The sequence below is a fragment of the Halobaculum litoreum genome, assembly GCF_030127125.1.
GTDB classification, from domain to species: Archaea; Halobacteriota; Halobacteria; order Halobacteriales; family Haloferacaceae; genus Halobaculum; species Halobaculum litoreum.
Genome location: NZ_CP126156.1, coordinates 1,541,804 through 1,554,599 on the forward strand (window position 1 = coordinate 1,541,804; position 12,796 = coordinate 1,554,599).

General features: G+C 69.7%; 11 protein-coding genes. 1 reads left to right on the forward strand and 10 read right to left on the reverse strand.

Annotation, left to right across the window (positions count from 1 at the left end; genetic code table 11):
* The first annotated feature begins 35 nt into the window (after nucleotides 1–35).
* The gene (locus P0R35_RS08355) at nucleotides 36–1,286 is read left to right on the forward strand and encodes a 5'-nucleotidase C-terminal domain-containing protein (protein WP_284012054.1); all 1,251 of its coding nucleotides are present in this window, start codon (nucleotides 36–38) and stop codon (nucleotides 1,284–1,286) included.
* A 65-nt stretch (nucleotides 1,287–1,351) separates the two neighbouring features.
* Here P0R35_RS08355 and P0R35_RS08360 read toward each other — a convergent pair whose 3' ends face one another.
* The 10 genes from P0R35_RS08360 to P0R35_RS08405 form a co-directional block, all read right to left on the reverse strand.
* Nucleotides 1,352–2,779, reverse strand: coding sequence for an ATP synthase subunit B (locus P0R35_RS08360; RefSeq protein ID WP_284012055.1), 1,428 nt, complete (start codon nucleotides 2,777–2,779; stop codon nucleotides 1,352–1,354).
* A 3-nt stretch (nucleotides 2,780–2,782) separates the two neighbouring features.
* Complete coding sequence (locus P0R35_RS08365; RefSeq protein WP_284012056.1) at nucleotides 2,783–4,546, reverse strand: ATP synthase subunit A; 1,764 nt, start codon at nucleotides 4,544–4,546, stop codon at nucleotides 2,783–2,785.
* Nucleotides 4,547–4,548: 2 nt separating this feature from the next.
* Complete coding sequence (locus P0R35_RS08370; RefSeq protein ID WP_284012057.1) at nucleotides 4,549–4,872, reverse strand: V-type ATP synthase subunit F; 324 nt, start codon at nucleotides 4,870–4,872, stop codon at nucleotides 4,549–4,551.
* The gene (locus P0R35_RS08375; protein ID WP_284012058.1) at nucleotides 4,869–5,921 is read right to left on the reverse strand and encodes a V-type ATP synthase subunit C; all 1,053 of its coding nucleotides are present in this window, start codon (nucleotides 5,919–5,921) and stop codon (nucleotides 4,869–4,871) included. Before P0R35_RS08375 ends, P0R35_RS08370 begins: the two co-directional genes overlap by 4 nt.
* Nucleotides 5,914–6,498: a V-type ATP synthase subunit E gene (locus P0R35_RS08380; RefSeq protein ID WP_284012059.1), complete on the reverse strand. Its 585-nt coding sequence runs from the start codon at nucleotides 6,496–6,498 to the stop codon at nucleotides 5,914–5,916. Before P0R35_RS08380 ends, P0R35_RS08375 begins: the two co-directional genes overlap by 8 nt.
* A 21-nt stretch (nucleotides 6,499–6,519) precedes the next feature.
* A complete protein-coding gene (locus P0R35_RS08385) occupies nucleotides 6,520–6,774 on the reverse strand; it encodes a F0F1 ATP synthase subunit C (protein ID WP_284012060.1) in 255 nt (84 codons plus the stop codon).
* 199 nt (nucleotides 6,775–6,973) lie between these two features.
* Nucleotides 6,974–9,223 (reverse strand): V-type ATP synthase subunit I, encoded by a 2,250-nt coding sequence (locus tag P0R35_RS08390; RefSeq protein WP_284012061.1) that lies wholly within the window; start codon nucleotides 9,221–9,223, stop codon nucleotides 6,974–6,976.
* Complete coding sequence (ahaH, locus tag P0R35_RS08395) at nucleotides 9,210–9,542, reverse strand: ATP synthase archaeal subunit H (RefSeq protein WP_284012062.1); 333 nt, start codon at nucleotides 9,540–9,542, stop codon at nucleotides 9,210–9,212. Before ahaH ends, P0R35_RS08390 begins: the two co-directional genes overlap by 14 nt.
* A gap of 176 nt (nucleotides 9,543–9,718) precedes the next feature.
* Nucleotides 9,719–11,137 carry an aryl-sulfate sulfotransferase gene (locus tag P0R35_RS08400; RefSeq protein ID WP_284012063.1) on the reverse strand — a complete coding sequence of 473 codons (1,419 nt, stop codon included), beginning with the start codon at nucleotides 11,135–11,137 and terminating at the stop codon, nucleotides 9,719–9,721.
* A 110-nt stretch (nucleotides 11,138–11,247) separates the two neighbouring features.
* Nucleotides 11,248–12,669: an NCS2 family permease gene (locus P0R35_RS08405; RefSeq protein ID WP_284012064.1), complete on the reverse strand. Its 1,422-nt coding sequence runs from the start codon at nucleotides 12,667–12,669 to the stop codon at nucleotides 11,248–11,250.
* Nucleotides 12,670–12,796: the final 127 nt, after the last annotated feature.

Here is a 12,796-nt window from a genome sequence, read left to right on the forward strand (position 1 = left end):
CAACGGTTATCCCGCAGGGGGCCGCAGTCGAGCCCGTGTCACCGCCCTCCCTGCTCGCGTTCCACGACGTCGAGACCGCCTTCGACCACCCCGACCGGATCGGCCGGCTCGCGGGGCTGCTCGGCGTTCGCGACGACGACACGCTCCTGCTCGACGCCGGCGACGCCACCGCGATGGGGGCGCTGGCGGTCGTCGCCGACGGGCGCGCCGAGGCGGTCGCGTTCCACCGGGCCGTCGCCCCCGACGTGCACGTCCCCGGCAACCACGACTTCGACGAGGGGTTGGGCTCGCTCGCCGACTTCGTCGCCGCCACGCCGGGCGAGTGGCTCGCCGCGAACGCCCCCGCGCTCGACCTCCCCGCCCACACGGTCCTGGCGGCGGGCGACGAGCGCGTCGGCGTCGTAGGGGTCTGTCACCCCGAGACCCCCGACATCTGTCGGGCCGTCCGGGACGTCGCGTTCGGCGACCCCGTCGCCGCCGCCCGCCGGGAGCTGTCCGCCCTCCGCGACCGCGGCGTCGACCACACGGTCGTCCTCTCGCACTGCGGCGCGCTCGACGCCGACATCGCCGCGGCGACCGACGCCGACGCCGTGGTCGGCGGTCACGACCACGAGCGAACGGTCGACCGGGTGGAGGGCACGCTGGTCGCTCGGAGCGCCGGCGTCGGCCGCGAAGTAGTCACCGTCGACCTCGGCGAGACGCCGGCGGCCACGGTCGACTCGACCGCCGGGGCGCCCGCCGACGACCGCGTCGCCGAGGCGTACCGGGAGCGCCACGCCGACACCGGCCTCGACGCCCCGGTCGCGTCGCCGGGGACGGGCGTCGACGAGTCCGCCGTGGTCCGGTTCGTCGCCGACGCGTACCGAGCGCGGGCGGACGCCGACGCCGGCCTCGCCGTCTCGGCGGCGGTCCGGGAACCGCTCCCCGCCGAGGTACGGGAACGGCACCTCGTCGGCACCGTCCCGTTCGACTCGCACCTCGTCGCGGTCGCCGTCCGCGGCGAGCGCCTGAAAGCCGCCCTGCGCGCCTGTCGCGGCCCGCTCGACGACACCCACGGCCCCGTTCGGTGGGCCGGCGCCGACCCGGACGCGCTCACGGTCGGCGGCACGCCCGTCCGCGACGAGGAGACGTACCGCGTGGGGTGTACGACGTACGAGACCGTCACGGAGTTGCTCCCCGGGGTCGCCGACGACCGGGTCGTGGACGACCGGGGGGTCCAGTACGACCACCTCGTCGCGCACGCACGCGCCGGCGGGCTGACGGCGGTGCTCGACGGCGACGAGTAGGCGCCGCCACCGCTACGCGAGCGAGCGGTCGAAAGAAGGGGTCGAGTCGCGGGCTGCGTCCGAACTCAGTCGGCGGAGACTTCCTCGGCCTCGTCGCCGGCGGCCGCGGCGTCCTCGCGGTAGTGCTCCTCGATGAGCTCCTCGTCGACGCGGTTGAGCTCCGTCTTCGGGAGCGTCGACAGCAGGTCCCAGCCGAGTTCGAGCGTCTCGTCGATGGTGCGGTCCGTGTCGAACCCCTGCTCGACGAACTGCGACTCGAAGGCGTCGGCGAAGTCGAGGTACTTGTTGTCGCGCTCGGACAGCGCCTCGCGGCCGACGATGTTCACGAGGTCGCGCAGGTCCTCGCCCTCCGCGTACGCCGCATACATCTGGTCGGAGACGTCGGCGTGGTCGGCGCGGGTGAGCCCCTCGCCGATCCCGTCGTCCATCAGGCGCGACAGGCTCGGCAGCACGTTCACCGGCGGCTGGACGCCCTGACTGTGCAGCGGGCGGTCCATCATGATCTGCCCCTCCGTGATGTACCCCGTCAGGTCGGGGATCGGGTGGGTGTCGTCGTCGCCGGGCATCGTGAGGATCGGGATCTGCGTCACCGAGCCGTCGCGGTCCTTGAGGCGACCGGCGCGCTCGTACAGCTGCGCCAGGTCGGTGTACATGTACCCGGGGTAGCCACGCCGGCCGGGCACCTCCTCGCGGGCCGCGCCGATCTCGCGCAGCGCCTCACAGTAGTTCGTCATGTCCGTCAGGACGACGAGCACGTGGTACCCCTTGTCGAACGCGAGGTACTCGGCGGTGGTGAGTGCGAGGCGCGGCGTGACCGTCCGCTCGACGGCGGGGTCGTCCGCGAGGTTCATGAACACGACCGAGCGCTCCAGCGCGCCCGTCCGCTCGAAGTCCTCCATGAACTCGTTGGCCTCCTCCTGCGTGATGCCCATCGCGCCGAAGATCACCGCGAACTCCGACCCGTCGTCGCCCTCGCCCTCCTCCTCCGGCACGGTCGCCTGCCGGGCGATCTGGAGCGCGAGGTCGTTGTGCGGCAGGCCCGAGCCCGAGAAGATCGGGAGCTTCTGGCCGCGCACGAGCGTGTTCATCCCGTCGATGGCCGAGACGCCCGTCTGGATGAAGTCCTCGGGGTACTCGCGGCTGTACGGGTTGATCGCGGCGCCGACGATGTCGCGGCGCTCGTCCGGGACGATCTCCGGGCCGCCGTCGATCGGGTTGCCGGAGCCGTCGAGCACGCGACCGAGCAGGTCCTCGGTCACGGGCATCTTCAGCGTCTCGCCCAGGAAGCGAACCGAGGCGTTCCGGTCGATGCCGGTGGTGCCCTCGAACACCTGGATGGCGACGATGCCCTCCTCGGATTCGAGGACCTGACCGCGCTTCGTCTCGCCGCTCGGCGTCTCGATCTCGACGATCTCGTCGTAGCCGATGGGCTCGTCGACCTCGGCGTACACCAGCGGGCCGCTGACTTCCGTGATGGTTTTGTACTCTTTCATGGTTCAGTAGAGCGAGCGCAGCTGCTCGGTGAGTTCCTCCTTCAGCTCCGCCACGTACGTCTCCCAGTCCTCCTGCGTGGCGATGCGGTTGAGCTTCGGCGCCGCGTCGATGGCCGTGATGTCCTCGATGGGGACGCCGGCGTCGAGCGCGTCGAACGCCTCGTCGTTGTACGTCTGGATCGTCGAGAGGATCGCGTACGTCTTCTCGGGCGGACAGTACATGTCCACGTCGATGAACGCGTTCTGCTGGAGGTACCCCTCACGCAGGTAGCGCGCGACCTCGAGGGTCAGCTGCTGGTCCTCCGGCAGGGCGTCCTTCCCGACGAGCTGGACGATCTCCTGCAGTTCGCCCTCCTCGTCGAGCGTGTCGACGGCCCACTGCCGCCGCTCGGACCAGTCCTCCGCGACGTTCTCCTGGAACCAGGGGTCGAGCTGCTCCTGGTACAGCGAGTACGACTCGTTCCAGTTGATCGCCGGGAAGTGGCGACGCTCGGCCAGGTCGGCGTCGAGCGCCCAGAACGTCTTCACGATACGCAGCGTGTTCTGGGTGACCGGCTCGGAGAAGTCGCCGCCGGGGGGACTAACCGCGCCGATCGCGGAGACGGAGCCCTCGGTGCCGTTGAGGTTCTCGAAGTAGCCGGCGCGCTCGTAGAACTCCGCGAGGCGCGCGGCGAGGTACGCGGGGTACCCCTCCTCGCCGGGCATCTCCTCGAGGCGCGAGGAGATCTCGCGCATGGCCTCCGCCCACCGCGAGGTGGAGTCGGCCATCAGCGCCACGTCGTACCCCATGTCGCGGTAGTACTCCGCGATGGTGATGCCGGTGTACACGCACGACTCGCGCGCGGCCACGGGCATGTTCGAGGTGTTCGCGATGAGCGAGGTCCGGGCCATCAGGGAGTTCCCGTTCTTCGGGTCCTCCAGCTCGGGGAAGTCCTCGATGACCTCGGTCATCTCGTTGCCGCGCTCGCCACAGCCGACGTAGACGACGATGTCGGCGTCGGCGAACTTGGCGAGGCTGTGCTGGGTGACGGTCTTCCCCGAGCCGAACGGCCCCGGAATGGCGGCCGTCCCGCCCTTCGCGATGGGGAACAGGCCGTCGAGGATGCGCTGGCCCGACACGAGCGGCTCGCGGGGCGTCCGCTTCTCGACGGTCGGCCGCTTCTCGCGAACCGGCCACTCCTGGCGCATCGTCACTTCCTCGCCGTTCTCGAGCGTGACGACGGCCTCCTCCACGTTGAAGGAGCCCTCCTCGATGCTCTCGACGACGCCGCCCTCGTAGTCCGGCGGCACCATGACCTTGTGGTCGATGGTGACCGTCTCGGGCACGACGCCCACGACGTCGCCGGGCTCGACGCTGTCGCCGGCCTCGACCTCGGGAGTGAACTCCCACTCCTTCTCGAGGTCGATGCCGGGCGCGTCGACACCGCGGTCGAGGAACGCGCTGCCCATCTTCTCCTCCAACACGTCGAGCGGGCGCTGCACGCCGTCGTAGATGGCGTCCAGCATGCCGGGCCCCAGGTCCACGGTGAGGGGTTCGCCCGTGTTCTCGACGGGCTCGCCGGGGGCGATCCCGGAGGTCTCCTCGTACACCTGAATGGTCGTGACGTCGCCCTCGATCTCGATGACCTCGCCCATCAGCCCTTCGTCGCCGACGTAGACGACGTCGTTCATGCGGGCGTCGAGGTCGACAGCTGTCACGACCGGGCCGCTCACGCTCTTGATGCGTCCGGTTCCGTCGGTCGTCTCGGTTTCGCTTGCCTGACTCATATTCACTCGTCCTCGTCCATCAGGTCGATCCCGATGGCTCTCTTGATCTGTTCGCGCAGGCCGCTCCCGGCGCCGCCGCCGAGCGTGACCAGTACGGGCTCGACGCTCCCCTCCACGTCCCGGCGGACCGTCCGCGAGAGGTGGTCGAGGTCCTCGTCGAGCATCACCACGATGCCCACGTCGTCGTCGGTCAGCGCGTCCTCGACGGCGTCGTCGAGGCGCTCGTCCTTCTCGTCGTCCGGGACGTTCGCACACTTGCGGACGCCGGCGAGTCGGAACCCGGTGGTGAACTCGGGGCTGCCGACGACGGCTATCTCCTGACTCATAGGATCACCAGTTCGTCCTCGATCTCGTCGGGCTCGAGGCCGGCCTCCTTGCCGCGGGCGATCGCCCGGATGTTGTCGACCTCGCGCTCCTTCGCGAGCACGTACGACACCACCGGCGTCACCGACAGCGGGTGGATCAGTCCCAGCGAGTCTGCGTACTCCAGCAGCGCCGCCTCCAGCGCGTGCTCGAAGCCGATGAGGCTCTCGGCCCCCTCGAGCTCCGACAGCGCGTCCGAGAGCGCGTCGCCGTAGCGCGACTCGCGGATCCGGGCGACCAGTTCGTCCGTGTTGGACGCCAGTTGGCTCAGCTCGGCCGCCGTGAACAACACCCCGCCCTCGATGAAGTACTCCGAGGGGTCGAGGTCCGCACCCGACCGCGCGAGCCGCAGCGCGTTGATCGCGTTCCGGAAGTCGATCTCCGCCTCGAGGAACTCGCGGTACTCCGCGAGCGCCTCGCCCGACAGGTCGTCGGTGCGCAGCAGTTCGTAGTACGCGCGGTCGACCGCGTTCTCCAGCGGCACCAGCACGCCGGACGACTCGTAGTCCTCGAGCGCGTCGGCGAGCGGGTCGCCGAACACCGTCCCCGACAGCATCTCGACGGCCTCGTCGATGGCGCCCGCGTCGAGCAGGCGGTCGAGGAGCTTGCCGTCGAACTCGCCGGCGCGGATGAGGTCGTCGTCGACGGCCTCCCGCTCGGTGTCGGCGTAGATGCCCCGCAGGACGGTCTTGACGTTCCACGCGTCGAACTTCCGGAGGTAGCGGGCGACGTGCCCGTACAGCTCGCCCTCACACCAGTGGAGGATGTCCTCGAAGTCCTCGGCGAGGCTCGCGTTCAGCGCGTACTCGATGAGGTCCACGCCCGAGAACCGCGACCCGAGCCGGTTGATCTCCTCCTCGTACGCCGGCGACTCCTCCATGAACCGGGCGATCTCCGCCGGGCTCATGCGGACCAGTTTCCGGTAGTCGTCCTCCTCGTACAGCCCCGCTCGCCGCGACCGGACGCGGGCGTTGACGTACTCGGGGTTCGACGTGCCGGCGCTCTTACTCATCTTCGAAGAGTCGGTCGCTCAGCTCCTTGAGGTTGTCCTCCCAGACCTCCTCGAGGACCGAGTCGAACGTGTTGTTCACCCGGACGCGCGACTCCTCGCTCTCGACGACGACGCCGCCGAGGCAGTCGCGATCGCCGGCGAACGACCAGCCCTCGTAGTCCGCGAGGATCTCCGTCAGCAGCTCCTCGTCGTCGGCGCGGCCGTGGACGGCGACGGACTCGTCGTCCTCGAACTCCGGCGCCGCGGCGTCGAGCAGCGACCGGGTCAGCTCCTCGCGGTCGTCGCCCTCGAGGTCGACGATGGCCGCCTCGGTGCGCTCGCGCACGTCGGCGAGCACGTCCCGGCGGGCCTCGAGGCGCTGCTGTTTTGCCTCCAGCTTCGCGGCCGAGAGCGTCTGCTCGCGCTCCTGGTCGATCTGGCGCTCGACCTGCTGTTCTCGTTCCTGCACGATACGGTCGGCCTCCTCCTCAGCCTCGGCGACGATCTCGGCCGCGCGCTCCTCGCCCGCTTCGCGGATTTCCTCCGCACGCGCGTTGGCCTCGGCCTCGATGTCTTCGACGACTGTCTCTAAACTCATGGTGGAAAGGGAGGAGGCGGTTTACTGGACCAGGAAGATGGCGACCAGAGCGAGAATGACGAGGGTCTCCGGCAGGACCGTGAAGATCAGGCCCTGCACGAACAGGTCCTCGTCCTCGGCGACGGCGCCGATCGCGGCCGACCCGATGCCACGCTCCGCGTAACCCGCGCCGAACGCGGCGAGACCGACGCCGAGCGCGGCGGCGGACAGCGGGGGGATGGCGGGAGCGGCGTCCTGCAGTACGACACTAGCGAGTTGGGGTGCGATTTCGAGCATGGTAGTTGGTAGGCGGATGCCTAACGTCGGACAGGTCGTGGTTGGTTCCAGAGAGTGCATAAAGGTTCCCAAAACGAGCGACGAGACGACCGAAAACGGTCGCTTCGGCGGTCGCTCTCCGTGTCATCGACCCCCACTCGGGGGGCGAGGAGTGACGCGGGTGTCGCCCGCGTGTGAGGCCGGTCCGTGCCGGCCCGCGTTACTCGTCGGCCGTGTACTGCCGCTCCGTCCCGAACGGGACGTACTCGCGGCCGCCGCCGTCGAAGAACTTCGAGAAGAACTCGTAGTACTCCAGGCGGACGGCCTGCAGGCCGGCGGACGTGACACCCAGCGCGAGGACCAACAGGTGGCCCAACACGAGGATGACCAGGCCGCCGACGAGCGACGCCGCGCCCCCGTGCATCAGCCCGGGGAACATGATCGAGAACGTCGCCTCGTTCCCGTACTCGGCCGTGTAGTACGCCGCGTCGTGGCTGAGCATGAAGTGGAACTCGCCGTCGACGGTGTACGCCCCGAAGAACAGGAGGTTGACGACGAACGCCATCCCCGCCTTCGCGAGCAGCACCGCGGCCAGCCGGGCGTACGACAGCCCGTTGACCAGCACCTGCATGAACAGGGCCTCGATGGCCTCGCCCCACTCGCCGGACAGCCAGATGAGCACCAGGCCCACGCCGAACACCGCCAGCCCCGCGTACCCGACGGTCGCGGAGAAGCCGGCGAAGCCGAGCGAGAACGGCTCGCCGTTGAACACGGTGTAGATGAACCCCGGCTTCACGCCCGAGGCGACGTCGCTGAGGATGAACACCCAGAAGCCGTTCATCATCAGCAGCCACGAGCCCGACTCCAGCATGGCGTCCTTGAAGCCGTGGAACTCGTACTCCTCGAGGAAGCTGAGCACGTAGCCGATGTCCAGGTGGACGACGGCCGCGAGCGCGCTCACGACGATCCACGCGTTCGCCCAGTAGATGTCCGCCGGCTGGAGCCCCTTGTGGAGCGGCGCGCTCGAGAGGCCGACGACGCCCTCCCAGAGGTACGTGGCGATCAGGTGGAGGCCGAAGAACTCCCCGTAGAGGATCCCGAACAGGGCGGTGAACACCCCGGCGGTGATCGTCACGCCGCCCATCGACTTGAACGCCGGCGAGTCGAAGTTCGAGTAGAGGTAGTACCCGATCCCCGCGTACACGAGACCGTAGCCGAGGTCCCCGATCATGAACCCGAAGAACAGCGGGAACGTCAGGAACAGGATGATCGTCGGGTCGAACTCGCGGTAGTTCGGGCGCCCGACCGCCTGGACGAGCACCTCGAACGGCGCGACCAGGCTGCTGTTCTTCTGGATGACCGGCGGGTCGTCCTTCCGCATGACGACGTTGCCGCCGCCATCCGCGACCGCCCGCTGGCGGTCCGCCTGTCCGGCCTCCTCGTCGGCCTCGACGCCCGTCTCCGGGCCAGCCTCCTCGACGGCGGGCGGGACGTCCTCGCGGACCTGCACGTCCCCGTCGGAGCCGAACTCGGCGCGCTCGACCTCCTCGACCTCGACGTGGCCGCCGACCGCGTCCTTCAGCGTCGACTTGAACGCCGTCACGCGCTCGGTCGGGATCCACCCCTCGGCGACGAACGCGTTGCGCGTCGTCGCGTACGACAGCGGCGCCTCGGCCTTCTGGACCGCGACGGCGAGCGTCTCCTCGGCCTGCAGCAGGAAGTCGGCGGCGTCGTCCGCGACCTCCGTCAGTTCGGCCTCGACGCGTTCGAGTTCGGTCGCGGTGTTACTGCGCTCGGCCTCCAGCGAACTCACGTACTCCTGGGGCGAGACGCCGTCCTCGTCGATCTCGGGCACCGACAGCGCGGCGAACTCGGCGCTCACCAGCGCGTCGGCCAGCGCGTCCCCGTCGTCGTGCTCCGTCCGGGCGAACACCGCGAGGACGTCGTCGCCGAAGATCTCGTACGACGTGACCGCGGGCGCGTCGACGACCGCGCGCTCGACGGCGTCGCGGTCGCCCTCGCCGACGGCGACCTGCAGGGAGTCGTACCCCTGCAGGAGGTCGAGGTCGATGCCGAGCGCGGCGAACGGCTCGACCGCCTCGATGCGCTCCTCGGTCGACCGGAGCTGCGACTGGAGATCGTTGCGACGGTCCTCGAGGTCGTTGACCTGCTCGCGGAGGTCCTCGAGTTCGGTCGCGAGCTCGTCGTCGTCGACGACGACGCTCGACCGACCCGGCGTGGCGTCCCCGTCGTCGACGTCGAGGATCGACTTCAGCGACCGGACCGTGACGAGCTTCTCGGCCGCGTCCTCGGCGCCCTCCTGCGGGTTCCCCTGCACGAACCCCTCCCAACCGCCGCCGTACTCGGTGACGTGGAGCAGGTTCAGGCCGTGGACCGCCTCGACGACCGGCTCCAGGTACGCCTTGGAGCCCGTCACCGAGACCTTGCTCATCCGCTCAGGCCTGAGCATGTACCGCCTCCTCGAACCGTTCCACCGCGAACTCGACGACCTCGTCGACCCGGTCGCTCGCCTCGTCGACGAGTTCGGTCCGCTCGCGGCGGCCCTCCGCGATGATCTCCTCGCGCTTCTCCTCGATCTGTTCGCGTGCCTCCTCGAGGCGGTCGGCCTCGAGGCGCTCGGCCTCCGCCTCGGCGTCGGCGACGATCTCGTCGGCCTCCGAGCGGGCCTCCGAGATCCGCGCCTCGCGGGCGGCCTCCGCCTCGGCGATCGTCTCCTCGGCGTCGGCTTCGGCCTCCTTCACGCGTTCGAGAACTTCGGGTCTCGGCATGGATATTCGTCGTCTGTGACTTGTGCCACGTCGATATAAGGTGTTTGCGGAAAGCGTCGGCGAGCGACCCGAGCCGAGTGGTGCACTGCGACGGTGTTCGCAGCGTCGAGCGAATCCGTCCCCGCCGGCTGCCGGCGGCGTCGCCCGGCGGAGCGGGACGACCGGGGGCGCCCGCCTCAGCGCGTCCGGACGTCCTCGGCCGCCCGCCGGACGCCCCGACGGATCGACTCGCGGGCCGACACCGCCTCCGCGACCGCCCACCCGAGCAGGACGAGCAGCCCGCCGACCGCCCCGGCGAACGCCCACGACCCCATCCAGACCGGACGGACCCACGGCGTCACGCCGGCCCACGTGTCCGCGAACTCGGTGGCCGGCCCGCGCAGCGGCGTGCCGGCGAAGGTGTTCTGCACCGCGGCGGCGAACGTCAGCGTGTCGCCGGTCCCCTCGATGAGTCCGGCCGACCCGTACAGCCGGTAGCTCCCGGTCACGCCCTGGTCGGCCATCGTCGGCCCGTTCGAGCCGTCCCCGGTGCCGATCCGTTCGGCGTCGTACGGTCCCCACGTGGCGTAGTACTCCCAGACGATCTCCCCGCGTGGCGTCACCTCGATCACGCGGTGGTTGAGGGAGTCGGTGATCAGCGTGTTCCCGTTGGGGAGTCGGTCGGCGTCGCGGGGCCACGCGAGTTGGCCGGTACCCACCTCCCAGGTCTTCGTCCACTCGCCGTCCGTGCGCTCGTACTCGACGACGCGGTCGTTCTCGGAGTCGGCGACGAGCACCGTCGGGTTCCCCTCCTCGCTGACGAGCCAGTCGGGGTTGTGCTGTTCGTCCAGGACGTCGTGGTTCCCGTCGCTGCCGAGCCGGTAGTCGATCTCCTTCGTGGACCGGTTGATCACGATCGCCTGGTCGAAGTTGCGCGGGGAGACGAGGTACTGCCCCTCGGCGATCCGGTCGACGTCGTTGACGTGGGTCCAGTCCTCGTTGAACCCGCCGTCGGTGTCGTTCGGGTAGTGGTTCCGGAACACCCACTCCCACACGACCGCGTCGGTCGTGCGGTTGTACACGAGGATCCGGTCGTTCGAGACCCCCTCGGCCTCGTCCCACTGGCGCATGTTCGCGATCACGAGGTTCCCGTTGGGGAGCATGTCCACGTCGTGAGTGTCGTGGAGGTCAAGGAACTCCGTCCAGACGGGCTCGCGGGTCTCGGGGTCCAACTCGGCGACGGTCGTGCCGTCGGCGTTGGTGCCGACCACGAGGAGGTTCCCGTTCGGGAGCGGGTCGACGTCGTAGAACCACCGCGCGTCCTGGTTCGAGCCGTCGTACACCCACTCGGTGGAGCCGTTCGGCGCGGCGCTCACGAGCCGGGCGGGCTTCTTCTCGGCGCCCTGCCCCTGGAAGTGGAACCCCTGGATCGCGACGACGGTGGAGCCATCGGGCTCCGAGGCGATGGTGCCCTTCTCGAGGCCGACGGTGCCGGGCGTGCCCGAGTCGCCCGGCGCGATCGCCTGCGTGGCCGCGGGGGCGAACAGCCCCAGCACGACGACCGCGACGAGGGCGCGTGCCGCGGTCCGTCGGGAGACGGGGAGGGAGTCAGCCATACCCCGAACGGCGGGGTGCGGGGTGGAAACTCTTGTGCTCCGCTACCGGGGAGCGGGAAGTCGCCGTCCGACGGAGGAGCGGGAGGCGGGGACGGTGTCGTTCGGTCCGGTCAGACCGCGCCGGTCAACACGCCGCCCGTCCGGACGACGAAGTAGAGGACGAACGCGCCGGCCAGCGCCCAGTGGCCCGGGCGGATCTCTCCGCGGCGCCCGGCCGCCAGCTTCACCAGCGGGTACGAGACGATGCCCGCGGCGATGCCGTACGCGATGGAGTAGGTGAACGGCATGATCAGGATCGTCATCCCGGCGGGGATGGCGACCGTGATGTCGTCCCACGCGACCTCGACGACGTTGCGCAGCATCACGATCCCGATGACGACCAGCGCGATGTGGCTGGCGTACAGCGGGACGGCCGCGGCGATGGGGACGAACGCGAGCGACACGAGGAACAGCAGCGCGACCACGAGCGCGGTCATGCCGGAGCGACCGCCCTCCTCGACGCCGGCGGCGGACTCGATGTACGTCGTCACCGTCGACGTGCCGAGCATCCCGCCGACGGTGGTGCCGACCGCGTCGGCCATCAGCGGCTTCTCGATCTCGGGTAGGTCGCCGTCCTCGTCGAGGAAGCCCGCGACCTGCCCGACGCCGACGAGCGTGCCCGCGGTGTCGAAGAAGTCGACGAAGAAGAACGTGAACACGATCAGCGAGAACGCCAGCGCGTCGACGTCCTGCAGGCCCGTCACGAACGCGCCCGCGAGCGGCGAGATGTCGTAGGTCGCCTGCGCGCCGAGTTGGCCGGTGAGCGCGGCCGGAGAGCCGAGCCCGACCTGTGCGGCGACGTAGCCGATCACGGTCGTGAACAGGATGCCGAGCACGATCGAGCCCCGGATCCCGCGGGCGTACAGCGCGAACGTGAGGAACAGCCCGACCACCGAGACGATGGCGACGGGGTCGGACGCGACCGCGCCGAGGGTGACCAGCGTCGCCGGGTCGTCGACGACGATCCCCATCGCCTCCAGCCCGATGATCGTGAGGAACAGCCCGATACCGGTCCCGACCGCGAGCTTCACCGGCGTCGGGAAGGCGTTGATCACGTACTTGCGCGCGCCCACCGCCGTGAGGAGGATGAAGAGGAGCCCCTCGACGACGACGGCCGCCAGCGCCGTCTCCCACGGCACGCCGAGCGCGCCGACGACCGTGAACGCGAAGAACGCGTTCAGGCCGAGGCCGGGCGCCTGCCCGAACGGCCGTTTGGCGTACAGCGCCATGATCAGCGTCGCCACGGCCGCCGCGATGAGCGTCACCACGGCGACCATCTGCACGGTCTGTGCGTAGGAGACGCCCTCGACGATGATCCCCGGCTTCACGCCGACGGGCGACCCCTCGGTGCCGCCGACGAGGATGCTCGGGTTCACGAACACGATGTAGCTCATCGTGAGGAACGTGGACAGCCCCGCGACCACTTCGGTCCGGAGATCCGTCCCGAGTTCCTCGAACTCGAAGTACTCCGCCAACTGTTGTTGCAGCCCCATAGCGGCACACTTGTGCATACTTCACTTAAGAATTCGGCTTTTTGCCGACGAGATATTCACGAACTTGGGTATTTGTCGGCTCGAACGCGTCAGGAGAACGATCCGTCCCGAAATCCCTCGGTCGTGC

Coding starts and splice junctions, on each gene's coding strand:
- P0R35_RS08375 (WP_284012058.1), bottom strand. CDS start 5,921: ATGAGTAAGAGCGCCGGCACGTCGAACCCCGAGTACGTCAACGCCCGC.
- P0R35_RS08390 (WP_284012061.1), bottom strand. CDS start 9,223: ATGCTCAGGCCTGAGCGGATGAGCAAGGTCTCGGTGACGGGCTCCAAG.
- P0R35_RS08400 (WP_284012063.1), bottom strand. CDS start 11,137: ATGGCTGACTCCCTCCCCGTCTCCCGACGGACCGCGGCACGCGCCCTC.
- ahaH (WP_284012062.1), bottom strand. CDS start 9,542: ATGCCGAGACCCGAAGTTCTCGAACGCGTGAAGGAGGCCGAAGCCGAC.
- P0R35_RS08365 (WP_284012056.1), bottom strand. CDS start 4,546: ATGAGTCAGGCAAGCGAAACCGAGACGACCGACGGAACCGGACGCATC.
- P0R35_RS08380 (WP_284012059.1), bottom strand. CDS start 6,498: ATGAGTTTAGAGACAGTCGTCGAAGACATCGAGGCCGAGGCCAACGCG.
- P0R35_RS08405 (WP_284012064.1), bottom strand. CDS start 12,669: ATGGGGCTGCAACAACAGTTGGCGGAGTACTTCGAGTTCGAGGAACTC.
- P0R35_RS08385 (WP_284012060.1), bottom strand. CDS start 6,774: ATGCTCGAAATCGCACCCCAACTCGCTAGTGTCGTACTGCAGGACGCC.
- P0R35_RS08370 (WP_284012057.1), bottom strand. CDS start 4,872: ATGAGTCAGGAGATAGCCGTCGTCGGCAGCCCCGAGTTCACCACCGGG.
- P0R35_RS08360 (WP_284012055.1), bottom strand. CDS start 2,779: ATGAAAGAGTACAAAACCATCACGGAAGTCAGCGGCCCGCTGGTGTAC.